This window comes from Clostridium sp. AF12-41 (assembly GCF_003461685.1).
GTDB classification, from domain to species: domain Bacteria; phylum Bacillota; class Clostridia; order Lachnospirales; family Lachnospiraceae; genus Otoolea; species Otoolea fessa.
The window spans coordinates 638,157-661,280 of sequence record NZ_QTXO01000001.1; the positions used below are offsets into that span (position 1 = coordinate 638,157).

At 43.2% G+C, this 23,124-nt stretch carries 25 protein-coding genes; 1 reads left to right on the forward strand and 24 read right to left on the reverse strand.

Translation table 11 applies throughout. From position 1 onward, the window contains the following. Positions 1-12 precede the first annotated feature (12 nt). Together DWV73_RS02785 and DWV73_RS02790 are read right to left on the reverse strand one after the other, a co-directional pair. Positions 13-1,191, reverse strand: coding sequence for a phosphoribosylaminoimidazolecarboxamide formyltransferase (locus DWV73_RS02785; protein WP_106999982.1), 1,179 nt, complete (start codon positions 1,189-1,191; stop codon positions 13-15). 300 nt (positions 1,192-1,491) lie between these two features. Further along, positions 1,492-2,205 (reverse strand): IMP cyclohydrolase, encoded by a 714-nt coding sequence (locus DWV73_RS02790; RefSeq protein ID WP_117795557.1) that lies wholly within the window; start codon positions 2,203-2,205, stop codon positions 1,492-1,494. Positions 2,206-2,771: 566 nt separating this feature from the next. On the opposite strand from DWV73_RS02790, the gene upp reads away from it, so the two are divergent. Then, positions 2,772-3,401 carry a uracil phosphoribosyltransferase gene (upp, locus tag DWV73_RS02795; RefSeq protein ID WP_022358719.1) on the forward strand — a complete coding sequence of 210 codons (630 nt, stop codon included), beginning with the start codon at positions 2,772-2,774 and terminating at the stop codon, positions 3,399-3,401. A 168-nt stretch (positions 3,402-3,569) separates the two neighbouring features. On the opposite strand, the gene DWV73_RS12700 is transcribed toward upp, so the two are convergent. From DWV73_RS12700 to DWV73_RS02905, 22 genes are all read right to left on the reverse strand, one after another. Further along, a complete protein-coding gene (locus DWV73_RS12700; RefSeq protein WP_181986207.1) occupies positions 3,570-3,728 on the reverse strand; it encodes a hypothetical protein in 159 nt (52 codons plus the stop codon). Between the two features lie 121 nt (positions 3,729-3,849). Next, the gene (locus DWV73_RS02800; RefSeq protein ID WP_117795559.1) at positions 3,850-5,067 is read right to left on the reverse strand and encodes an ATP-binding protein; all 1,218 of its coding nucleotides are present in this window, start codon (positions 5,065-5,067) and stop codon (positions 3,850-3,852) included. 343 nt (positions 5,068-5,410) lie between these two features. Next, positions 5,411-6,157, reverse strand: coding sequence for a hypothetical protein (locus DWV73_RS12920; protein WP_242995712.1), 747 nt, complete (start codon positions 6,155-6,157; stop codon positions 5,411-5,413). Between the two features lie 2 nt (positions 6,158-6,159). Beyond that, complete coding sequence (locus DWV73_RS02815; protein WP_117795563.1) at positions 6,160-6,543, reverse strand: VOC family protein; 384 nt, start codon at positions 6,541-6,543, stop codon at positions 6,160-6,162. Between the two features lie 140 nt (positions 6,544-6,683). Continuing rightward, a complete protein-coding gene (locus tag DWV73_RS02820; protein ID WP_117795565.1) occupies positions 6,684-7,001 on the reverse strand; it encodes a hypothetical protein in 318 nt (105 codons plus the stop codon). A gap of 67 nt (positions 7,002-7,068) precedes the next feature. After that, positions 7,069-7,245: a hypothetical protein gene (locus tag DWV73_RS12705; RefSeq protein ID WP_181986197.1), complete on the reverse strand. Its 177-nt coding sequence runs from the start codon at positions 7,243-7,245 to the stop codon at positions 7,069-7,071. 218 nt (positions 7,246-7,463) lie between these two features. Then, positions 7,464-8,279 (reverse strand): hypothetical protein, encoded by an 816-nt coding sequence (locus DWV73_RS02830; protein ID WP_117795569.1) that lies wholly within the window; start codon positions 8,277-8,279, stop codon positions 7,464-7,466. A gap of 143 nt (positions 8,280-8,422) precedes the next feature. Beyond that, the gene (locus DWV73_RS02835; RefSeq protein ID WP_117795571.1) at positions 8,423-9,325 is read right to left on the reverse strand and encodes a sugar phosphate nucleotidyltransferase; all 903 of its coding nucleotides are present in this window, start codon (positions 9,323-9,325) and stop codon (positions 8,423-8,425) included. A gap of 12 nt (positions 9,326-9,337) precedes the next feature. Beyond that, the gene (locus DWV73_RS02840) at positions 9,338-9,544 is read right to left on the reverse strand and encodes a 4Fe-4S binding protein (RefSeq protein WP_242995713.1); all 207 of its coding nucleotides are present in this window, start codon (positions 9,542-9,544) and stop codon (positions 9,338-9,340) included. Further along, on the reverse strand, positions 9,513-10,274 hold the full coding sequence (locus tag DWV73_RS02845) for a nucleotidyltransferase family protein (protein ID WP_242995714.1): 762 nt from the start codon (positions 10,272-10,274) through the stop codon (positions 9,513-9,515). Before DWV73_RS02845 ends, DWV73_RS02840 begins: the two co-directional genes overlap by 32 nt. A 259-nt stretch (positions 10,275-10,533) precedes the next feature. Then, on the reverse strand, positions 10,534-11,946 hold the full coding sequence (locus tag DWV73_RS02850) for an oligosaccharide flippase family protein (protein WP_117795573.1): 1,413 nt from the start codon (positions 11,944-11,946) through the stop codon (positions 10,534-10,536). A 32-nt stretch (positions 11,947-11,978) separates the two neighbouring features. Next, positions 11,979-12,986, reverse strand: a complete 1,008-nt coding sequence (locus DWV73_RS02855) for a nitroreductase family protein (RefSeq protein WP_117795575.1) — start codon at positions 12,984-12,986, stop codon at positions 11,979-11,981. 26 nt (positions 12,987-13,012) lie between these two features. Further along, complete coding sequence (locus DWV73_RS02860; RefSeq protein WP_207661033.1) at positions 13,013-13,354, reverse strand: polysaccharide pyruvyl transferase family protein; 342 nt, start codon at positions 13,352-13,354, stop codon at positions 13,013-13,015. Continuing rightward, positions 13,318-13,761, reverse strand: a complete 444-nt coding sequence (locus DWV73_RS02865) for a DUF1972 domain-containing protein (RefSeq protein WP_242995715.1) — start codon at positions 13,759-13,761, stop codon at positions 13,318-13,320. The genes DWV73_RS02860 and DWV73_RS02865 overlap by 37 nt, the downstream gene beginning before the upstream one ends. 1,078 nt (positions 13,762-14,839) lie before the next feature. After that, positions 14,840-16,300 carry a sugar transferase gene (locus tag DWV73_RS02870; protein WP_117795579.1) on the reverse strand — a complete coding sequence of 487 codons (1,461 nt, stop codon included), beginning with the start codon at positions 16,298-16,300 and terminating at the stop codon, positions 14,840-14,842. Positions 16,301-16,414: 114 nt separating this feature from the next. Beyond that, complete coding sequence (locus tag DWV73_RS02875) at positions 16,415-17,050, reverse strand: hypothetical protein (RefSeq protein WP_117795581.1); 636 nt, start codon at positions 17,048-17,050, stop codon at positions 16,415-16,417. A gap of 37 nt (positions 17,051-17,087) precedes the next feature. After that, entirely contained in the window at positions 17,088-18,116 is a 1,029-nt protein-coding gene (locus DWV73_RS02880) for an LCP family protein (RefSeq protein ID WP_117795582.1), read from the reverse strand. Further along, positions 18,113-18,832 carry a CpsD/CapB family tyrosine-protein kinase gene (locus DWV73_RS02885; protein ID WP_117795584.1) on the reverse strand — a complete coding sequence of 240 codons (720 nt, stop codon included), beginning with the start codon at positions 18,830-18,832 and terminating at the stop codon, positions 18,113-18,115. The genes DWV73_RS02880 and DWV73_RS02885 overlap by 4 nt, the downstream gene beginning before the upstream one ends. A 6-nt stretch (positions 18,833-18,838) precedes the next feature. Further along, positions 18,839-19,630 carry a Wzz/FepE/Etk N-terminal domain-containing protein gene (locus DWV73_RS02890; protein WP_117795586.1) on the reverse strand — a complete coding sequence of 264 codons (792 nt, stop codon included), beginning with the start codon at positions 19,628-19,630 and terminating at the stop codon, positions 18,839-18,841. 79 nt (positions 19,631-19,709) lie between these two features. Beyond that, positions 19,710-20,486, reverse strand: a complete 777-nt coding sequence (locus DWV73_RS02895; RefSeq protein ID WP_117795588.1) for a CpsB/CapC family capsule biosynthesis tyrosine phosphatase — start codon at positions 20,484-20,486, stop codon at positions 19,710-19,712. A gap of 1 nt (position 20,487) precedes the next feature. Then, a complete protein-coding gene (locus tag DWV73_RS02900) occupies positions 20,488-20,739 on the reverse strand; it encodes a hypothetical protein (protein WP_117795590.1) in 252 nt (83 codons plus the stop codon). A 363-nt stretch (positions 20,740-21,102) separates the two neighbouring features. Further along, a complete protein-coding gene (locus DWV73_RS02905) occupies positions 21,103-23,061 on the reverse strand; it encodes a fructose-1,6-bisphosphatase (RefSeq protein ID WP_117795592.1) in 1,959 nt (652 codons plus the stop codon). Positions 23,062-23,124: the final 63 nt, after the last annotated feature.

Sequence of the window (23,124 nt, forward strand, 5' to 3'; positions counted from 1 at the left end):
CGCCCTTTTTCATTAATGATGGAACAGACGGATTCCCGTAAATGCCATTACAATGCCATATTTATTGCAAACCTCGATTACATTGTCATCACGAACCGATCCGCCCGGCTGTGCGATGTACTGAACGCCGCTCTTGTGCGCGCGCTCAATGTTGTCGCCAAATGGGAAGAATGCATCAGAACCAATGGTTACACCCTTCATGCCGTCCAGCCATGCGCGTTTTTCCTCACGGGTAAATACCGGCGGTTTTACCTTGAAAATTTTCTGCCATGCGCCCTCTTCCAGCACATCCATATATTCTTCTCCGATATAAACATCGATCGCATTGTCGCGGTCTGCACGCTTGATTCCATCCACAAACTGAAGATTTAACACCTGCGGAGATTGGCGCAGATACCAGTTGTCGGCTTTCTGACCTGCCAGACGGGTACAATGTACACGGGACTGCTGACCTGCGCCGATACCGATCGCCTGTCCATCCTTCACGTAGCAGACAGAGTTGGACTGTGTATATTTCAGGGTAATCAAAGATACGATCATGTCGATCTTCGCGTTATCCGGCAGCTCTTTATTCTCAGTCACGATATTCTCCAGCAGCTCACGGTTGATTGCCAGATTATTTCTACCCTGCTCAAAGGTCACGCCAAATACCTGTTTGCGCTCCACCGGAGCTGGTACATAATCCGGATCGATTTCAATGACATTGTACTTGCCATTTTTCTTTGATTCCAGAATCTCCAGAGCCTCCTTGGTATATCCCGGAGCAATCACGCCATCCGATACTTCTCTCTTGATGATGCGCGCCGTATCTGCATCGCAGACATCCGACAGAGAAATAAAATCGCCGAAGGAAGACATGCGGTCTGCACCTCGTGCTCTGGCATATGCACACGCAAGCGGAGATAAGTCTCCCATATCATCGACCCAGTAAATCTTACGCATCGTCTCGTCTAACGGAAGTCCTACCGCTGCACCTGCCGGCGAAACATGTTTAAAAGAAGTTGCCGCCGGAAGCCCAGTTGCCTCTTTCAGTTCTCTTACCAGCTGCCAGCCATTGAACGCATCCAGGAAATTGATATATCCCGGTTTGCCGCAAAGTACCTTGATCGGAAGCTCACTGCCGTCCGCCATAAAAATGCGGGACGGTTTCTGGTTCGGGTTGCATCCATATTTTAACTCAAGTTCGTTCATCTTCATTCCTCCTGTATACCCATTTAAACGCATGATTCAAATGCTGTTTCAAGTCGAACGTCCGTGAGACTTGGCGCGTGATTCTGGTCAGCGAAGCTGACATATTCTTTACAGAATCACTGCGCATCCTCGCGGAGCGTTTATCTCAGTCGGAGAATGGACTCCCACTGAGACAAACTTGCTATTACTTACCACCTGATGAGGTGGGAGTCTTCTCGACTGAGATAAACAATTTTGTTTCTGACCTGTTTTCATTTTCAGACGGTTTTTGACTTTTTTTAACTATTTTCCAGTCTGTTCCTACTTATTTTTATTAATGATCTTCGTCTGTGTCTCTCTGGTCGCAATATCAATATAGCGCACAAACAGAGATACCTTATTATCCGGGTTCAGATTCTCCCAGAGTGTCGCTGCAAACTCATCCAGGCTGTCCGGAATCTCGATCTTTTTCGGCTCACCCTCGAAGCTCGGAAGCGGATTGCCGTCGTGCATATAGGTGTGGATGAAATGTCCCTCGCCTGCAACCGGCTTCTCATACGCATATGTATAACGATGGCAGGAATCCGGATTGCCGTCGTTGGATTTCAGAATCGACAGCGCATAGTTGTAACCGCCATCCTCGATATGCAGGATACCGGAAATACGAGGTGTGTAGTTCGGCGCATCCGGCTCGAACTCGCGGCTTCTGAGGGACTGCTCAAAGGTCATCTGGCGATCCATTCCCTCATAAATCGTATCAGTCTGATCGCCGTTGGTCACGATCGTTTTATTTCCCAGCACACGGACCGGTGCATAGATAATCAGACTCGGATCTTCCAGCTTCGCCGGGTCAAATGCCTGTGTGCGGATGCCCTCACCTTCTTCTACAAACACACGGTTGCGGCTGTTCTCGCTTCTTCCCATGATAAAGTATGCCGTAACCGCCTTCTTTCCGTCCGGCGTCCGTCCAATGATAATTCCGCGTCCCGGATAAGAATTGTTTTTCAGTTCCTCTGCTATCGATACAGTCTTCATAATGGCAAAGCTTCCTCCTTCATTGTTGTGCAATAATTCACTACTTTATATTTTACCACATTCTATTCTCATTTCCAGTTAGATTTATTGATTTGTTTTCAGAAGTATTGCTTATATATAGTACTGGTATTATTTTTTATTCTAATAAACATATAAAAGCACCTGCATTCTTTTACAAATGCTCTGCACTACTTCATGACAAACCGCGTTACTGTTCACGCATACGTGCCCAGTAACGGAATTTGCCGTGGCTTCGCATTTAAATACGGCAAATTCCTGCTGCCACCACGTTTTCTTACGGCACTTTCGGTTCCAAAAGTGCCTACCTGTGAACAGTAACCAAACCGCTCTTTTACCAAAATACATCATAAAACAGACTGTTCAATCTGTACAATTCGGTGTATAATTAAAGAAAATATGCCATCAGGGCGATACATTTCACATATGTATACAGATTTTGGGAAATGACGGCATGAAGATGGCACAAAATTCGCAAGCGGTCTGCGCTATGCACCGTTACGAAAAAACGTTCATCATCAAAATTCAAGAAAAGGCAGGTTATGAATATGAAAAATGTAACAATTCTCGATCACCCGTTGATTCAGCACAAGATCTCGCTCCTCCGCAACAAGAACACCGGAACCAACGAATTCCGTTCCCTGACCGATGAGATTGCGATGCTGATGGGCTATGAAGCGCTTCGCGATCTTCCGCTGGAAGATCAGGAAGTAGAAACTCCGATCGAAACCTGCAGCACTCCGATGCTGGCTGGTAAAAAACTTGCCGTTGTCCCGATCTTACGTGCCGGTCTCGGTATGGTAAATGGTATTCTGGCACTCGTTCCGTCCGCAAAGGTTGGTCACATCGGACTCTACCGCGACGAGACAACCCATGAGCCGCACGAATACTACTGCAAGCTGCCAACCCCGATCGAACTGCGTACCATCGTTGTTACCGACCCGATGCTGGCAACCGGCGGTTCCGCAGTAGAGGCAATCGACTTTATCAAAGCACGCGGCGGAAAGAACATCAAATTCATGGCAATCATCGCTGCTCCGGAAGGATTAAAGAGACTGCATGAGGCACATCCGGATGTCCAGATCTATGTCGGTCATGTCGATCGCTGCCTGAATGAAAACGCTTACATCTGCCCAGGCCTGGGAGATGCAGGGGATCGGATTTTTGGTACGAAATAAATCAGAGTTCTATAGAAAATGAGGAGAGCGGACTCCGGTTTGGTCCGCTCTCTTTCTTTCTTCCGAGAAAGGCATATCATGGCTTGAATCTCAAACTTTATTCCCATTTCGGAATTTATTTTGATTATATATCATTAAAATTCTAATTTATGAACACTGTTGAAGGATTTACAGCCTTTCAACTACCACTTTACAGCGCTTCTTATAAAATGCGATCCCATATGCAAGAATCTCATTCCGCCCATCCTTACGAAGTTCCTCATCGTATCGACGATCCCGTTTTTGATAATCTCTGCCACCGTAAATCACACGGTCAACATAAACCACATTGTTTGGTCTTAAGCGGTAAAAGGTAAGATATTCCGTAACACTCTTTCCATTCGGTTTCTGATTATTACTATCAGTCTGCTTTTTTTGCTAATTTCCACATCACTCATATGCAGATTTCTCATCCCAAAAGCCAGTCAATGACATTCACAACTTTTATACCATCGTAATTTCCGAGTGAAAATCGATCCAATGTCAGGACAATTTTTTCATAATTATCCTGAATGCTCCGCAACGGTCTCATCTCTCTCTCAAAGGTTTCTTCCGCCGTCATATCAGCAGTTACCTGATAATAGGTAAGCACGCCTTCCTTCTGTGTCACAAAGTCAACCTCAGTAGAACCATATTTTCCGATGTTGACTTTGCCGCCCCTTCGTGAAAGTTCAAGATACACAATGTTCTCAATGGTAAATCCAAGATCATATCGCTCTCTCGGAAGAATGTGGTTTCTGATTCCCATATCTACCATGTAAAACTTATTGTTGACCTTTAAGAGCTGCTTTCCCACAATGTCAAATCGCACCACAGGATAAAAAATGAATGACTCTGTCAGGGCTTCAACATAATCGCTGACTGTGTTTTGGGATACTTTTCTGCCCGCTGAGGTCAGATAGTCGGTTATACTTTTCATTGACACCGGGCTACCGATAACGCTTGCCAGATACCTGGCAATTGTCTTTAGTAACGCAATGTCTGTGATTTTTCGTTTTCCGCCCTCTTTTTCTCTTCTTGCCTGACGCTGCTCAATATCTTTTACAATAACGGTATTGTAGATTCCCTCTAAATACTGATCTATTTTTTCATCTGTGCGGTTCATTACTGCCACATACGGAATTCCACCAGTTTTCATAAACTCTGCAAACGCTTCCTCTTTTGCCATACCTATAACCGCCATATACTCACGGAAAGAAAGCGGCAGCATCTTGATCTCTGTGTACCTCCCTGACAAAAGCGTTGCAAGCTCACTTGACAGCATATATGCATTGGAGCCTGTGATATAAACATCCGCATAGTCTCTGATATAAAGGCTGTCAACCACTTTCTCGAATAATGGAACTTCCTGAACCTCATCCAAAAAGATATACGTCATCCTATCAGCACACAAACGTTCTTTGAGGTAGTTGTACAGCTTCATATAATCTTTTAAAGGTTCGTAATCCAGATTTTCAAAATTGATAGAGATAATCTGTTCCGGTGTGACTCCACTCGCTAAAAGTCTCTGCTGATACTGTTCCAGAAGTACAGATTTTCCACAGCGACGGATTCCGGTCACGACTTTGATCTGCTGCTCGTCTTTCCATGCCCAAAGTTGGTCAAGATATTCTTTTCGTTCAACCATATCTGCATTCCTCCTTTTTCTCAGTATAGCATATTATACGCAAAACATCAAATTATTTTCCCGTTTCGGAAACTTTCATTTTATTCAGTGTAATGTTTTCCAAATTCAAAAACATATTGGATACAAGACACAGCCTCTTTTCAGGGCGTGTACCTTTTGGGTGTTGTTATGCGTTGGGATTTTCCTTCAAAGGCGAGCTTTGCCCTCGGTCTTACATAGATTTCCGGCCAGTCCGGCAGTTCCTCCACACTGCATTCATATGTTGAGATATTTTCCAGCCCATCATTTCCTTCAATTTTTCTATAATGCTACCATCCTTCCCAACTGAGATTCACATCCTCAGTTACGGCACATCGATCAGCCCAAACCGATAGAACATCCCATAAATGTAAGTCACTCCCCGGATATCGCCCAGAGATTTCGGGCGGTCTACCACTTCTCCCACCTTTTTAATATTCCGTAGTGCCAGCAGCACCGAACTCCACGCCAGACTTTTGCTCTTCTCCCGTCTATCGATCCACAGCTCTTTTGTGCACTCGCCATTCCTGCCTTTTTTTATTTCGTAAGAGAATGGCAACCCGGAGTAGGTTTTGAATTTCACACCAGCATAAGCCACAACCACACCCCAGAAGTTTTCTTCTGTCGGATCAGACCTCCACCGCTTCATCGCTCTGTATCTCCGCTGCCGCTCTGCTCCAACACTAATCTTTTCTTTCTCTGTACTGGGGAAGTACACGCCTTTCTGATAAGGCAGGTACGAGGTGACGGAGGCTTTGGATAGGTCAAGGGCTGCTGCGGTTGATAGCAATGCAGTTTTATAGTCTTGTATTTCTCGGTATTCCTCAAAAGTGTTTTTTACTTTTTCCGCCACATCTGATTCATACACCCCAGCCGTGATGAGCAGCTTTCTTACTTTGATTGGATTTAGTTTCAGCGCATCGCCGATGGCCTGCAAGGACATCTCAGAATCATAAAGCGCCACAGCATCATCCATCTGCTCTTTCAGATTTTTCCCTGCATCGTACTCCCGCTTCAGCTTCTTCCGGCCGCCGCCGGGCTTTCTGGCTTTATATGCTCTTTTCTCTCCCATAATTATTCGTGCAGCTCCAGCGGCAGTCCATCCGGATCATGGAAGAATGTCATCTTCTTGCTGCTATAATCATCCACACGGATCGTCTCACATTCAATGCCAACTTCCGCCAGTTCTCTGACTGTCTGCTCCACGCTATCCACGCAGAACGCAAGATGACGTAGCCCACAGGCCTCAGGGCGGTTCACTCGCTTCGGCGGATTTTTCTCTGCGAAAATTTCCAGTTCCGTGTGCCCATTGACACGAAGATCCAGCTTCCAGTCCTTACGCTCTGGGCGGTAGTTTTCTCTGACGACAGAGAATCCCAGCTTGTTCACATAGAAATCCTTTGCGGCTTCGTAGTCAGATACGATGATTGCAATGTGATGTATTTTTGATAAGTTCATTTTGTGTCACGCTCCATTTCTTTTGTTTATATCCTTGTTTTATTTTCGTTATAAACTATACGTCAATCTTCAAAAAAGATCGTGTGAACTCCTGGAGTTCAGTTTGTCCACACGGCGTTTATTTTTTCTTGGGTTCTTGTTTATTTCAGTTTTTCCAGAATCTCGTCCGCACTCATCCCGCTGGCTAATAATCTCTTAACCACACTCTCGGCTTCAGCCTTCTTTGCTTCTTCAGCGACCTTAGCATCTGCCTTTGCCTTCTTCGCTTCCAGGGATGCCACTTCTTTTTCGGCCTTCTTCTCCTTCAGGTCAGCTTTCAAAGTGTCAATGTTTGCAGTGATGGATGCGATCTCAGCAGTCAGGGAAACGATAGATTCCTGCTTCTCCGCGATCTGGGATGCGTAGTCTTGGGTGGTATTGGTTTTGGGACGGTTTTTGCTGCCTTTCGTTCTGGGCATAAGTGATAACCTCTTTCCTTTTATAGTTGTTTAAGTATAGCACTGTGTTGAGGTGAGAGCAATGTGCTCACTTTCCCTTGTAATCTGAACACGCCATCAAAAAATCAGCAGACACGAAATACGGATTATCTTTATCTCCGTTTTTTGCAATTAAGATAGAATCATTATCGGCTGCAAGAATGGCAATCTGGTCACCTGTTTTCAAAAGCAATTTTATCTTCTTGATTTCTGCATCTTTTGTCACGGAGTACGTTCCCAAAGTTTTTAATTCTTTTTTTCCCTTGATGTCTCTGTATTTATTTGTGATCATGCTTCCCACTGTACCACCTACAGCCAGACAACCGCCTCCAATTATTGCTAAAAGATTTAATGGACCACCAACTTTCTTTGAAGCAGTGGTAATCCATTGATACCATCTAGATTACTCATTCTTTCACCCCTATCTCCTCTTGAAAGTATCTATTATATTATCATTGGAGATGGATCAACTGCTACTTTCAGTTTTTCAATCAGTCCAGTAATATACGGGTACAATTTTTCGTCATCAAATTTTCTCAATTCATCTATTAATTCGCCTATTGAAAGAACTTTTCTCACATCTCTTATATCTGTAGGATATGATTTCTTGCCTATAATAAGGTTAAAAAAGCGAGTATCTCTCAGTGCTTCAATTTCCTTGTAGCAAGGAGTACCTTTGTGCTTAATATAGTTATATATATTTCTGATTTTCGACTCAGAAAATTCTTTCCAGAACTCAACAATTAAATCAATTGCATCAGAAAATTCTGGCCGCATTACTTTAAGATATTGAAATGGATTTCCCTCCGCATGTGGCGTACTCACACCATTTTCTGTCTTTCGCAACATATCCAATGATTTTTCAATCGAATGCATACCAATGATTTCATCCGCATTAATCACATTTCCTTCATTGTCGAATTTGTATAAAACATATTCTGCTGAAACATATGTCATCGTCCATGTTAAATCAACTAAAATATTATAATTTATTAATGCTGTTTCAAGCATTTGGGATTTGAACATTAATTCAATTCCTTTTTGAGCAACCTCATCATCTACTTTATTAAACCAGTAATCCCAATTTTCTTCCTCAGTTTTGCGTAAAAATATTCTCGCCATTTCATAGCGTTCAAAAAGTTCATGCCACTTGCTTACGAAATATACATCTTGGCTCGTCGGAAGTTTTGTATCTATCAAATTGTATTTACTGCTTGATGGCGGTTCTACTCCTTCAAAAATATCTGTTTGAAATTCCATAATACGCTTCTCCATTAATTATTCAAAATGGATAGTTACTTTTCTCACATCTCAGCCGATTATAAGATCGTTGCCTGCTGCTCACCACGGAGACATGTGTGATTATTTATAGAGCAGCGTAGGGAGCTACCGCTCTCAGTATATCACAAGTCTGCAAATAAATCAGCCTTGTAGACGCCTTTTTCTAACATTTTCTTGAAGCTACCCTTTACCGCTGCCACATCTTCATGGTAGGTCATGCCATACCAGGTGTCATTACTCCGCAGCACTTTCACAGACATCTTGCCTTCAGCCAGCAACTCACCGATGAAGGTTGGGATCAGATACTCTGCTTTCAGAGGGTTCTTAACTACTTCTTTCTCAAAAAACGCCTTGAAACCATTTTCTAGCACATCCAGAAACTCCGGAGTCAACCCCCACATATTCATAGAAACCAGAAAATTCATATCAACAGCTACACCGTCCGCTTCTGCTCCGGTTGCGGTCTTCACAATATTCTTTGTCTCTACAACCTCTGTCAGGTTGTTATCCTCATCCATCTTGCAGATACCACGAGTCACACCGCCGTTATCAGACAGCGTGTTCTTCAGCACAAATCCCGCCATACAGGATTTTCCACCATTCACCAGATACTCATGAACAGCGTTGAAGCCTTCTTTACCATAATAATCATCTGCATTGATGACGATAAACGGAGTTTTAATTACGTTCTTCGCCGCAAGCACTGCCTGTCCAGTTCCCCACGGCTTTGTACGGCCTTCTGGAAGTTCTCCCGGAATGTCATTGATGTCCTGGAAAGCGTAGTCTACTGTTACGTTATGAGAAGAGCAAACAGAGGCAATGCGATCACCAATAACCTCTTTGAACTCTTTCTCGATATCCTTGCGGATGATAAATACTACATGGTTGAAACCTGCCTCAATCGCATCATGAATTGAGTAGTCCATGATGATGTGATTGGAAGCATCCACCGGTTCCAACTGCTTGATTCCGGTCCCAAATCGGCTACCGATTCCGGCCACCATGATAAGTAATGTTGTTTTCATAACTCTATCCCTTTACTGTACTTTTGCTGCTTTTATCGGACATACCTTAATGCACTGATGGCAACGCACACACTTATTTTCATCAATCTGAGGATACTCAAATCCTTCCTCATCCTCTACCATAGAGATGGCTTCTTTCGGACAGATTGCATAACAGGCCGTACATCCACAGCATTCTTCTTTTCTTTTATATAATACTGGTATTTCTCTTTCCAACATTAATCACCTTATTTTTTCCAATCATCCACGGGCAGTATTTATTTATCTTGTTTGTTCCGGCCAACGGTTTTAACAACTGGCGATCCAAATCGACCTTTACCGGTTTACCATTTGTGCCAATCTTACCTATTAAATCTACATTAATATCAGCCAGCTCTAGAACTTGAGGGCTGATAACATGCAAGCCAGCATTTACACGATTCCTGTAATACTGCGAACGCTCATCTTCTTTTGCAAGCCATTTTTCAACCGCACCATTCTTATCAGCAATAATAAGTCCACTGTCGTATGGATGGCTATTCGGATGTGTAAAAAGTGTAACCAAACCACCGTGTTCCTTATAAAATGCAACAAATCTGTTAAAATCCACATCAAACATCGCATCTGCACTTAGGAGCAAAAAATCAGATGTCAACTTATCTTTTATTTTGAACAGCGCACCTGCATTGCCGAGCGGCTCTTTTTCAAAATAGTATTCAATATGTACGCCAAAAGACACACCTGTTATCGGAGAGTTTCCAGAACCATCACCAAAGTAATCCATAATAATATTTCCTAGGTGACTTACCGTCATAATAATGTCATCAAATCCCTGCTTTCTCAGGCATTCAATCTCTCGCTCCAGCACGGGGATACCTTCAATTTTTATCATCGGTTTAGGAATATCACTCGCCACAGAAGTAATTCGGGTTCCCTTGCCGTCTGCCATAATCACAACCTTCATCGCCATTATACGCACCTCAGCTTTATTAATATACTTCGAGTTTTTTAATAGTTACATAAAATTCATTTTCCCCTTCATGAACACAATAATTTCATAATACTATTTATGCAACAACTACGCTAAAAGATTTATTAGCACTCATTCTTAGGCATTCTAGATATTAGTGTAACCATCATACAAATACAATACATAGAGTTTTTACTATATAATTAGTCGTTTAGCAAACATTTTCTAAACCAGCCGTGCTAAACCTTCTATATACTTTCTAATTTGTATTTTTCACCTTGTAAATTATCTGCCTTAATATTGACATCAAAAACTGCCAATTAATTGAAATCGCATATGCAACTGCAATAATAAGTGCCCCTGCACACGAAAATGTATTTCTGGAATAATATGCAATTATCGTTATCATTCCTACAATAAAAGTGAGAAAGATATATTTTTTTCTCAAGCAAACAGAAACATATCTTTTTACGTCAAAATATCTATATAGAGCCATTGCCAAATATGCAATAAGTGTTGATACAGATGCTGCATACAAGCCAATGAATCTGATTAGCGCAAGATCCACCGTAATATTGATAATCGCAGCCAAAAATGAGGTTTTAGCTATCTCTGTTGATTTCTTTAATGCAACATAAATAACGCTATATAAACCAACTATCACTTGAAATAAGACTGCAATCATTAATATTGGTATCTGATAATAAGCATCTACATACAAATTATTAACCATAAGGTTAAACACAAACGGCATACAAGCAATAATGCCAATATCCACAGCGGCGAACAGATTAAACATCGTATTTATAATATCTGTCAAAAATATATCTCTATCGTCATCATTCATATGAAGCGACACAGATTCCGTCCAAGATAAATTAAATATATTATAAAATGTCACAAATACTGTTGAGAATTTGTTTGCAACCGAGTAAATACCATTTGCTGTTACGCTAATGAAATGTGCCACAATTGTACGGTCAGATGCTCCAACGACCCACCATGATAACTGATTAGGAACTAATGGAATAGAATACTTTGTAACACTTTTTAGCACTACTTTATCAAAACTCTTAAAAGAAAAATACTTCCAGGTTTTCATTGCACAAATTAGATATGTACAAGTAATCATTTTAGCAAGCAGTGTGGCAATAAACATTCCAAGTGCGCCCCAACGAAAACCTGCGATAAAAACAACATTAAAAATTACTGTGGTCGCAGCAGATAGAAAGCTTGCAATTGAATAAATACCGTTCTTTCCAAGCCCCCTCGGAAATTGGAGAAGTGTATTTAAAAAAATATTAGTAACAACATCAGCTGCAAGAAATATTTTATATTCAGAAGAAATAAAACCTTGTAGCAAAACAAAAAACAGTAAATACCCCATTGCTTGAAGTATATTAGTTACAAATACTGTTGAAAATAAAGCCTTTTGTTTCTCAGGATCATTCCTATAATCTATCATGAACCGAAACAATCCATTTTCGAATTGCCAATTACATACAGGGGTCAGCAATGCAATGTAAGTGTTGTATAAGTCTACGATACCAAATTCTGCCGGTATTAATAATGCCGTATATAGCGGTAATAGAAGGAAACTGACGAACTGCGTACAAATCTTTCCAACCGTCAAAATTATTGTGTTTTTCGCCAGTTCTTTTTGACGATTCATTTATTCAAACCTCCTAATAGTCATGTTTATACTTAAAGAATTGTCACAACATCCTTCGCATTTCTTCTAGGTGATGCTGCAATTCTAATATTCTCCGTATTCTCTAGCTTATATATAACTATCAAGCCACTTATATCATAACGTTCTGGAATAGATGTTAGTTCATGCACTTTTCTATAAGCACTTCCGGGAAAAGAGCCGTTCAAAATGCAAGAATAAAAGCCCTTGATTTGTAACGCATACAACAAATTCATTGAATAGATTCCTGCGTCATAAGATGGAATTTTCACTTCATTTCTTGAATAAAGTGATAGATCGCTAGTGACTAATGCAAATGCACTGGCACGTGCACCAAAATTTTTACATCCACCATGCAACTCTTCAATTTTCTTCATCATTTCTCTATTTTTAATAACAAAAACGTGAGTTGCTTGCCGATTACATGCACTTGGAGCAGTATTTGCCAATGTAATTACTTCTTTAATTTCCTCTTCACTAATTTGCACCCCATATCCATCATAACTTCTAACGGAATGCCTTTTATGAGCCAACTCTAAAAAAGTCATATGTTCGTATTCTTCCGTTTCTAATAAATATGGAGCCAAACTCTTATGTACACTTGATGCAAATAATTGGACATCTACGTACCCTGTATCATCAAACCCATGAATTGCATTAACTTCATGATATTGTCTAAGCAATGAAATAGCATTATCCAATGCAAACCCATCTGGCTTATCAGTTTTCATATAGAGCCGGATATTATTCTGAAGTTCGATAATTGCTGCCCTGCCGAACCCTGGTCGAAAATCAGAATGGCTCAGCCCCTTTTCCAAAATGTGCGCACCAATAATCAACTCTCTTCGATAATATAGAGCGTCTGCCTTTTCTGGATAACTAGTAGAATTTTTGAGAAAAGCACTTTCATAATTACGAGCATTACCAATAATAGTTCTTACTGCTTTATGAACATTTCTTTTTTTCAAGAGTATTCGAACACCAGGCACTACCTTTAATATTTCCTTAAACCTATTTTTCATTTTTTCTCAGCCTTTACTTAATTTGATTATTTTAATGCTTGTCTAAGATATTTCATTGATTTTTCTATTTCATAATTAATATTTTTTTGCTTTTCACTGTAATCAATTCTATTTTCAGCGAGATAATTTGTCAAATTTTCACCATTATATATGCTAATATCAATATCAAACTGATGTAACAATGAAGCAATTTTTGCTTTTTTATCATTTCTTCCACAGAGAACAATTTGTTTTTTATTTTTAAGGGAAAAAACTGTACCGTGAAAGGAATCTGTCACCACACAGTCTGCATGTCTGAAAGCAGTTATCCATTCTTCAAAAGTTGCGTTTTCTACAGATTTATCTGCCCACTTAAGTTCCTGTCCCAAACATAGTATTTTGAGCTTATGTTCTTTAGCATACTTAATAATAGGCAAGCCATTATGTAAACAATTGGGTGAGGGATGTGATTCTTCTTGATATGCTCACAGCAAGCCTTCAGTGCAGCCACATCATAGTAAATGGCTTGAGCAGGGCCAATCTGTGGAACATCAATCTTAAAGCAATGTGCATTGTGAAGCTCAAATTCATGGTCATTGATTTTAGTCACACCATCAAATTTGGTTTCATCCATGCAACCGTTACCGTTGGCTTTGCAGGCGACGTGGTATTTAATGTTCTTCTTGTTCTGATGATGCTCTGTAAGCTTGTACACAAAAGTCTCATAGCCGCCATACGCACCCAACGACTTCGCACCCACAAGATATACATGCTGAACGTCTTTTCTTGATTCCATTCCTCTATCCATCCTCATAATCTTTATATCTATGTACACATCCAGTAGATGGGAAAACCAATTTATAAAGTGTGATGCCCACACACGCCTAAGTCTTTTTCCTTACTGTCATACCCTCTCGTCACAGCAATCATATTTCTACTTTTCTCCGTTTTATTAAGTACACCTGTCTTGCTTTTGCAATCATCGAAGTGTTGTTTTATACTGTCGAACCCCGTCCATGCTCATACCCCATTTTTGTGAAGTGTCGGTTTATACACTCAAAGGGCGTAGGCGCGTATATGTTGTTGAAACTGTATATATTATCCACTTTCAACCATATTTCTACCGTCACTATGAACAAATCATGCAGATTTTTCATCCTCGACACCCCGTCCTTATGTACCTATCATCCCCACGACAGGTCTACTCAACAGAAAAGTTGCGAAGTAGAAATCGCCATTTTTCCCGATATTTTCATGACTCAACAAACCGCAGCAAAGTAGCCCTCATATTTACCGGCGATAGTGTACTCAATAGAACATTAGCAGAGTAGATGATAAGCTCATGGATTTTTGATGAATTTATCATCTGCGCCACCATTTTTCTCATTCCACCCACATCCGCCTTATCCCTCCCGCTATGTGTTCCTCATCCACCGGCAAACTGTGTAGATATCACCCATTTTCACCTCATATTTCAGGGCGTTTTGCAACGAATCTTCGGTATGTTGAGTGTGAAAATCGGGTCTTTTTTGACTATGCTACGTTGCTTCTGTTTGCCCCGTAGACATTTCTTACCCCTCAACTTACTTCACAGCACAACAACAAGCCTGTATACAGATTGCAACAACAATCTATACGCAGGCTTGTCCTCGTACCTCCTTATTCTGTTTTCTGCTCTATCAGCTTTCGCTGTGATGGGTTAAGTATAGAGCGCAACCAGAAGCCATTAACCCCGGAAAGCACGCTGGCCGTAACACACCGTGACAAGCAGAAACAAGTTGAGATGAAAAGGTCAAGCCGCGCAAACCCGCATGAAATCAGGCTTTTCTCTGCTCTCAATCAAAGCCTTCCACTTATGGATAACTTGTATTCCCTTACACCGCCCCATCTTTCCTCAAAACCACCATCACCGTCTTCATCAGAATCTTTATATCCATTCCGATATTCCAATTAGTGATATACTCCCGGTCTAGGCGGACAACTTCTTCGAAGTCCGTGATTTCACTTCGACCGCTGACCTGCCACATACCGGTAATACCCGGCTTGATCGCCAGTCTGGCTTTATGGTGCAATTCATAGAGATTGGTCTCTGAAATCAGCGGCGGGCGGGTGCCTACAAGCGACATATCTCCTTTCAGCACATTGAAAAACTGAGGAAATTCATCCAGGCTTGTCCGGCGGATAAATTCACCGATTCCGGTCTTATGGCTTCCATCCGGCATGATTTGATTTCCGATCACGCGCGGGTCGAAATCAAGCTTGAACATCTTTCCATCGCCCAGCTTATTTTCTTTCATCAGCTCATCACGGCGTGCTTCGGCGTCCATGTACATACTTCTGAATTTGTACATTTTGAACCGTTTTCCGTTTTTTCCGACTCTTTCCTGGGTAAAAAAGATCGGTCCCGGTGATGACAGATAAATCGCAGGTGCAAGAAATAAAAAGAGTACCGCCGTCAATGCACAGCCGATCAGGCCGCCTATGACATCCATCATCCGTTTGAGAAAAAGCTGGAAAGACGACGCATAATTGATGCTCGTTGTCAGCACGGTATACGGTCCTATTTTCTCCACAAACTGTCTCTTTCCCGGCACACTTGTCACTTTTGCAAGGTTCAGATGCACCGTTACGCCGGTTTCTGTCAGCTGGTTCAGCAGCTTATCCGGATATGGCACCATCTCTGAGGTTATAACAACAACCTCATCAATCCATCCCTGGCAGACATAATGGGGAAGTTCTTCCTCCTCCACTATCACAGGGATTTCTTCGATTTTCTCTCCTACATGCGATTCGTGACATCCGATCAGGCAGACCCCCGCAATCATGTATTGTGCATAATTGTTTTCCTTGATCGTTTTGACCGTCCGTCCGGCTATGTCCTCATTTGTCACAATCAGCAGAACACGCTTGTTTCCATCGACTGTTTTTTTTCGCTGCAGATGCCATTTCCAGCATTCACGCACAATATATGCGATTCCGATATAGAAGACAGACGTCAGCATCAAAGCCAGTCTGGAATACTTCTGCCCTTCCTGCAGAAGGAACAGATATAAAAGAGCACTGCCTTCTATAAAAACGGCCTGCTTGACAGCTACTATAAATTCCACAAAATGGTCTCTTCTTATGACTCCCCGCATTGTCTCCCGGCAAACCAGCAAAATCAGATCCATCATTCCTAAAAAAATCGCCATATTCCGATACAAAATCGGTGTGTATATATCCCATCCATACCCACTGCATGCATAGGCAAGTATTAATGCCGCCTGCAGAGAAATCACATCCAGGATGATGAAATCGATATGCTTCATCCATCCGCCTGAATCTCTTCTGTACATATCTACCGCTCCCCCCGTCAATGCCTATTGCAATCGACTTTGTAAATCAGCCTCTCAAGGTACCAGCAGGTACCTCTCTTACCAGGTACCTGCCGGCTTCCGCGGCCTTATCAATTAGTTCTTATGAACCAATGTAAAGACTGCATTGCCCGGAATTGTTACATTAACAGAGTTTGTTGCATGATCAATCCCGTTGACCGGAGCTAATTTCCACTTATGATCGGTTTCACTGTAGTAGTAGATTTCTACATTCTGAACATCGCCCAGAGCTGCTACTGCAATATTTACCGTGACCGGATCACTCACTACAACGCCATTTGCATCGGTTGTCATGAGCTGCTGTGCCGGCATAAGCGGAGAATATCCAACCAGTGCCGGATCACCCGTTACACGATACAGCGGAACACCTGCATTGATCTCAAACACTTTTTCTGCAACAGCCCAGCTATTGCCGTCTTTGATCTGCTGATCGGATGCGAACCCAACCGAACTGCCATTTGCAGTATTTCCCTGCGAAACAGTAATACCGTTGGAACCATTCTGACCACTATTCTTGATACCCGTAGATGTCTTGTTGGTAATGGTTCCCGCATTTACATTGAGACCTGCGCTCTTGGAAGAGGCAGAACCTGAACTGCTTCCTCCGTGACTGACTGTCACATTTGTGTTCGGGCTCGCTGCCATTGCCAGTGTGCCCGGCACTGCCATGATTGCTGCTGCCATCATGAGTGCTGCGTACTTCTTTTTCATTTGAACCTTCCTTTCCGGCTTTCAAAGCCTTTGCTTTTTAAGCTTTTTCTTTATAAAAAAGATTGATGACAATCTCTTTTAGCTCATCCATATCTGGGTAAAACTCTTCGAATTTTCCCTGATATATTTTTCCCGACAGTTCAATAAAATCACCGTCTTCCATGGCATCCGGACTGTTCAAAAGCGCCAGTCCCATGTCCATGTACTGGTCCTTCGCCATGTTGGTGATCGCCAATTTCTGTATTCCATCCACCAGCCGGGTTATGGTGGTTTTGTCTGCCGCCTGACTTTCCTTTGCCTTCTGAATAAACGCTTTCAGATATCCTTTCTGCCGGTGAAGACGAATACTTGCGGACCCCTCTTCGTCCACATCCCGGAAGCGGACATATTTTTCTGTCAGATCTCCGGTCAGGTTGACTGTTTCTCCCATCTTGAAATCTTCTGGATACTGGTTTGCGACCATCTCATCATCCACGGTAACCGGCACACCACCGACTGCATCATTAAAATAGGAAATCGAATCCATATTGACTGCAAAGTATCCGTCGATCTTAAGACCAAATAAAAGTTTAGAAAGGGCTTCTGCTGTCAGTTCACAGCTTTCTTCCCGCCCGTCTCCAAACGCATACGCCAGCGTCAGCTGCTGTGTCTCGGTCCCCAGAGGTTCCCCAAAATAGTCAAATACCTCTATCTCCGTCATTGTATTTCTTGGAATCAGAACAATCTGAGCCTGATCTCTGGACGCGTCCTCGGCGATCAAAAAGATGGCATCGGCATCGCCGCCTTTTCCCGAAACTGCCTGTGATGCCATCTCGCCCTTCGTATCAATACCCATACAAAGAATGGCTCTCATCGCTGTATTCCGGCGATATTTCTTTCCATTCCAGGTCAAAATCCCATTTTTCTGGTCTTCTGCATCCTCGTTTTCCTGCTGCCCGCGTGCTTCCATCTCCTGCACGGCTGCTTCTCTCTCTTCATATCTGTAATATGCATGGATACCGAATCCCACGCAGGCGATTCCTACCGCCGCTCCGGCAATCCATCGAATCATGTTCTGCTTTTTCATTTATCCGACTCGTTTTCGTAATATTTACTATATTTGGAATATTTTCCATAATATCTATGATAGTATCCGCTGCCTGCCATATCGACACGATTCAGTACGGCTCCTAAAATCCGGCAGCCCGTCCGCTCAAGCTGGTTTTTTGCTTTCTGCACCAGGCGATAACTGAGCGCCCCGCTTTCAACTACCAGGATAGCTCCGTCACAGCGCTGGGAAATAATAGCTGCGTCAATGACACTTCCAAGAGGCGGCGTATCAATGATGATCGTGTCATATTCATTTCTTGCCCATTCAACCAGCCGCGCAAATGCGTCCTCTCCCAGCAATTCCGCCGGATTCGGCGCCATCGGGCCAGAGAAAATGATGTCAAGATTTGGCAGATTGGTATGATACAGAATATCCCCCAGCAGTTTCTGTCCTGTCAGGTACTGCGTCAGACCGTAAATCTGCTGCCCGAATCCGAAGCGGGATACCAGCACGGATTTACGGATATCGGCATCAATAAATAAAACTCGTCCCTCTGTCTGTGCCATTGAAATCGCCAGCTGGGAAGATGTCTCACTTTTTCCCTCATCCGGCATCGTGCTGGTCAGCATGATCACTTTCAATCCACTGCCCGAAAACTGAATGTTGGTACGGAGTGTTTTCATTGCTTCCTCATATTGATAGTCTTTTTTTTCATCCTGTGTAACCTGGATGAACAGATTCTTGTTTGCCATGCTCTCCTACCTTCTTTCGTTTTTCTCTTTTCCGGCAAATGGATTGATGATATCCCAGATGCCGGAGGTACGTTTTACTTTTTTCTCGCCTCTTCCGTGAATCTTGCTCTCCGGAATCACAGCCAGTACCGGCAGTTCCAGATATTTCTCCACATCTTCCTCTGACTGAATCGTATCATTCAAAATAACAGTCAGGCTGATGTATGCACACACCAAAAAGGCTGCTATCAAAGCGCCAATCGCAGCATTTTTGGTATTGCTCGGACTGGTCTTTTTAACAGCCACCTCACCGCTCTCGATGAGTTTCGGCGGTGTCATCTCCATGATTTCTCCTACATAGTCCGATGCCACTTCTGCCGTCGTATCAACGATCTTTTTTGCCATTTCCGCATCCGGATCCTGCGCTGAGATGCTTAAAATACGTGTATCTTTCGGATTCTCCACTTCAATCTTCTTAACCAGCTTTTTATAGTCCATGTCCAGGTGAAGTTTATCGACTACCTCTTCCATGACCGAGCGGCCGGTAATGATCGTCTTGTAATCCTGCGTCAGCTGCGTGCCAATCTGCAGGTCGGCCAACGATGTCAGCGTTGTTTCTTTTGTCAGTACATAGATTTTTGCGGTTGAAGTGTACTGCGGTGTGAGCAAAAAGTAACTATATGCCCCTCCAATTGCTCCTCCAATCACAAGCGCTCCGATGATAATCCAGAGTTTCCGGAGCAACGCATACAAAATCTCTCCGACATCAATTACATCCTCGTCATCCCACGCCTGTTTTTGACTCTCTTTCGTTTCCATACCTTACAAATTTCCTTTTCTTTCTTTTTTTCTGACCGGCATTCTGCCAATCTGTTTCAGATGTATTTTAGAGTTCCTCTTATAATCGTTCATCCAGGATTATTTTTTCTGGATTCTCCACTGACAATTGCCTGGCCAATGTATCCCCGCCTTTTTTCCGAATCCAGGCAAGCGCCCTGTCACTGTCCGGTGCACGGTGATGAACCCCATGCATATCGGTTCCCAGAAAACTGATATATCCCGCCAGCAGCACTTTACGGCACCAGCGCCGTTCCAGTCTCTCACGTAAATTCCAGACATTTCTAAGCTTTATCAGACTTCCGTAATTCATCTGAAGATAAGCGCCCTCCCTCTGAAGCTCTGTCAGACGTCCTGTCTTTCTTAGACACTGATAACGCTCAATATGCGCCAGCACTGGGAAATATCCCGCCAGCAGCAGCTCCCGGACTGCATTCTGTATCTGACTCCACTGCGTCTGGGGAAGGAATTCTACCAGAACATAATGACTTCCCGCCAGTGTCAGCAGTTCTCCCCTCTGAAGCATATCAGCCATGCCTTCAAAATATTGTATTTCCTGCCCGCTATACAGTCGCAGCTCCGGCATCGCCTTCTGAACCGCTTTTGCCATCTGCTCCATAAGTCTCTGTATCTGTTCCGGTTTTGTCCGCCAGTGATAGACGGTATAATGAGGGGTTGCTATCACATTGCGCACACCTTGCCGATATGATTTCTGAAGCATCCGAACACTGGCGCTTATGCTTTTCGAGCCATCATCAAGTCCCGGAAGAACGTGTGTATGTATGTCCGAAATTCTTTGTTCTTTTTTTTTCGGCTCTTCCTGCGATTTTTGCAACATTCTATTCTCTCCCTTCGCTCTCAGCGCCGCTTTGTTCTCCCGTCAGATCCAGCCATCCATGCGTCTGCCTTTTTCTGCGGTAACAGCCGCAGCTTTTTGTATGTCCACTTTTTAAATGCGTTCCGTAAACCAGACAGATGTTTCCGCAATCGCATTGGCACACCCAGTATCGGTGAACTCCTGTCTTCTTCTCGCTCTGTCTTATAACCAAAAGATGTCCATATTTCCTGCCAACCAGATTTTCCTGCTTCATATATGTCCCTGTATATGACATAATATGTATCATGTCATATACAGTGTGCCGTGATATGAGGACTTTTACAGCCGATGAGAGAAAAGAAAAAAGGAAAACGTTGATTTTCTGATTACATTATTTTCAAAACAAAAAAATGCAACACTTAAATTTGCATTGCGGTTGCGATTTGTAATATTTTAAAGTATAATAGTAAAGAATTTATAAAAAAAGGAATGCAGCAATGACATAATACATATTATGTCATTGCCGTATTCCTTTTCATTTTACACTCTCTGATTTCCGAATATATGCCTCTACAGCATTCACTGCAATCGGATCACTTACGTGATTTCCATTTACATCCGTTGTCTGGCGAATGATCTACCGCGTAAATTTCTCCGCGATCGCACCGCTATAGTACGCATTTAGCAATTTTTCCAGATCCTTGATCTTCTCCTTCAGTTCCCGTCCGATATCGGTATCTCCGACACACTTGCGCTCCGGCACCCATTTGACCATACGGCTCTCGGAGTGGATGTCACTCTCCTTTTCGATCGCCGCCTCGGTGGACTCAAACGGATCGTGCGCGGCCAGAATCAGACCGTAGGAGTTGTATATCAGCGTATACCCCGCGATGCCGGTTTCTTTCTGATATGCTCTTGAGAAACCACCGTCTATGACGAGAAGCTTACCGCCGCATTTGAGCGGGCTCTCGCCGTCTTTGGATTTGACCGGGACGTGACCGTTGATGATGTGCGCGCCCTCCGGTTCCAGACCGAATTCACGGAGAATGCGGTCAAGCACTTCCTCATTTTCCAGCATATCGTAATACGGATTTTTTACTTCTTTATGTGTCTCTTTTTCTGCCAGAAAATAGCGTTCAAACGTTGCCATCTTGTCCTTGCCGAACAGCGGGGAATTTTCATTCAGCCAGATATACCACATCATATCCCTGCCTTTTTCCCGCTCTGCCTTATCGACCGCGACAAATCCCTTGCGGACATAATTGTCCAGAATATCGTACAGCGCCTTTCCCTTATATTGCTTGCCGTAGATCTCTACCTCCTTGAAGGTACCGTCCTTATTTAACGGAACGCAGCCATGGTAGAGAAGGTTATTGTTGTATACTTTATAGAGACTTCCCTTCGCCAGCAGGAATTTCATATGCTGCTGCAGCTTCTCGCAGTTCATGAATGCACGTTCCAGACGTTCCATAATATCTGCTTCTTCCGGTGTAAATGCATATGGATCTTTCGGATCTACGGTCGGGAAATTCATATCGAGCATCTTGTACTCTTTGCCGCCCAGCTCCAGAACACCGCGTTCAAAATCAATATGATGCAGAAGATTTCGTTTCTCCAGGCCAAATTCCGGATGGCGCTTGATGATCTGCCCTTCCGCCTTGAACTGGATGATCGAGATCGCCTTGTGCATCTTCTGGTTCATCTCGCGCTCAGACGCACTGTAAGAGTCACTGCCCTTTAACTGGAAGCAGGTGCACGGGTCATCCCCATATGTATTGATCGCAAAGGTTGCCAATGGAAGAAGGTTGATGCCGTAACCATCCTCCAAAATATCCAGGTTTCCATATCGCGCGCAGATACGGATTGCGTTTGCAATACAACCCATCTGCCCCGCTGCCGCGCCCATCCAGAGCACATCGTGATTGCCCCACTGGACATCAATCGAATGATAGGTCATCATCTTGTCCATGATGATATGCGGTCCCGGACCTCGGTCATAGATATCACCCACGATATGAAGATGATCGACCGTCAGTCGCTGAATCAGCTCACTTAGCGCAATGATAAAGGCTTTCGCCCGTCCCACACGGACAATCGTCTGGACGATCGCATCGTAGTAGGATTCCTTGTCCTGCAGATCACCGCGCTCAGTCAGAAGTTCTTCCAGCACATAGGCAAATTCCTTCGGAAGCGCCTTGCGGATCTTCGAACGCGTGTACTTGCTCGCTGCCCGGCGGCAGACCGCAATCAGACGATAGAGTGTGATCTTATACCAGTCATCCGGGTTCTTCTCCGTCTGCAGAATCCGGCTCATTTTCTCCGCCGGATAGTAAATAAGGGTTGCCAGTGACTGCTTATCCTGACGGCTCAGGGTATTTCCAAATACATCGTCAATCTTTCGCTTGACGGAACCGGAACCATTTTTCAATACATGAGAAAATGCCTCGTATTCCCCATGGATATCGGTCAGGAAATGTTCCGTTCCTTTCGGCAGATTTAAGATCGATTCCAGATTGATGATCTCCGTCGATGCCGCTGCAATCGTCGGGTAAAGCTCTGCCAGTCGATCCAGATAACGCGCCTGCAATGATTTCATGTTTTCTCTAACCCCTCCTAAATCAAAATGGCATCATAGTTTTAATACAGATATCTGTATCTT

Bases quoted from the DNA above. Each gene is read 5' to 3' on its own strand.
- upp (WP_022358719.1), top strand. From the start codon at position 2,772: ATGAAAAATGTAACAATTCTCGATCACCCGTTGATTCAGCACAAGATC.
- DWV73_RS02890 (WP_117795586.1), bottom strand. From the start codon at position 19,630: ATGGAAACGAAAGAGAGTCAAAAACAGGCGTGGGATGACGAGGATGTA.
- DWV73_RS02835 (WP_117795571.1), bottom strand. From the start codon at position 9,325: ATGAAAACAACATTACTTATCATGGTGGCCGGAATCGGTAGCCGATTT.
- DWV73_RS02870 (WP_117795579.1), bottom strand. From the start codon at position 16,300: ATGTACAGAAGAGATTCAGGCGGATGGATGAAGCATATCGATTTCATC.
- DWV73_RS02830 (WP_117795569.1), bottom strand. From the start codon at position 8,279: ATGGAATTTCAAACAGATATTTTTGAAGGAGTAGAACCGCCATCAAGC.
- DWV73_RS02850 (WP_117795573.1), bottom strand. From the start codon at position 11,946: ATGAATCGTCAAAAAGAACTGGCGAAAAACACAATAATTTTGACGGTT.
- DWV73_RS02790 (WP_117795557.1), bottom strand. From the start codon at position 2,205: ATGAAGACTGTATCGATAGCAGAGGAACTGAAAAACAATTCTTATCCG.
- DWV73_RS02785 (WP_106999982.1), bottom strand. From the start codon at position 1,191: ATGAACGAACTTGAGTTAAAATATGGATGCAACCCGAACCAGAAACCG.
- DWV73_RS02800 (WP_117795559.1), bottom strand. From the start codon at position 5,067: ATGGTTGAACGAAAAGAATATCTTGACCAACTTTGGGCATGGAAAGAC.
- DWV73_RS02880 (WP_117795582.1), bottom strand. From the start codon at position 18,116: ATGAAAAAGCAGAACATGATTCGATGGATTGCCGGAGCGGCGGTAGGA.
- DWV73_RS02845 (WP_242995714.1), bottom strand. From the start codon at position 10,274: ATGGCGATGAAGGTTGTGATTATGGCAGACGGCAAGGGAACCCGAATT.
- DWV73_RS02815 (WP_117795563.1), bottom strand. From the start codon at position 6,543: ATGAACTTATCAAAAATACATCACATTGCAATCATCGTATCTGACTAC.
- DWV73_RS02840 (WP_242995713.1), bottom strand. From the start codon at position 9,544: ATGTTGGAAAGAGAAATACCAGTATTATATAAAAGAAAAGAAGAATGC.
- DWV73_RS02885 (WP_117795584.1), bottom strand. From the start codon at position 18,832: ATGGCAAACAAGAATCTGTTCATCCAGGTTACACAGGATGAAAAAAAA.
- DWV73_RS12920 (WP_242995712.1), bottom strand. From the start codon at position 6,157: ATGGGAGAGAAAAGAGCATATAAAGCCAGAAAGCCCGGCGGCGGCCGG.
- DWV73_RS02865 (WP_242995715.1), bottom strand. From the start codon at position 13,761: ATGGAATCAAGAAAAGACGTTCAGCATGTATATCTTGTGGGTGCGAAG.
- DWV73_RS02900 (WP_117795590.1), bottom strand. From the start codon at position 20,739: ATGAAGCAGGAAAATCTGGTTGGCAGGAAATATGGACATCTTTTGGTT.
- DWV73_RS02855 (WP_117795575.1), bottom strand. From the start codon at position 12,986: ATGAAAAATAGGTTTAAGGAAATATTAAAGGTAGTGCCTGGTGTTCGA.
- DWV73_RS02820 (WP_117795565.1), bottom strand. From the start codon at position 7,001: ATGCCCAGAACGAAAGGCAGCAAAAACCGTCCCAAAACCAATACCACC.
- DWV73_RS02895 (WP_117795588.1), bottom strand. From the start codon at position 20,486: ATGTTGCAAAAATCGCAGGAAGAGCCGAAAAAAAAAGAACAAAGAATT.
- DWV73_RS02875 (WP_117795581.1), bottom strand. From the start codon at position 17,050: ATGAAAAAGAAGTACGCAGCACTCATGATGGCAGCAGCAATCATGGCA.
- DWV73_RS02905 (WP_117795592.1), bottom strand. From the start codon at position 23,061: ATGAAATCATTGCAGGCGCGTTATCTGGATCGACTGGCAGAGCTTTAC.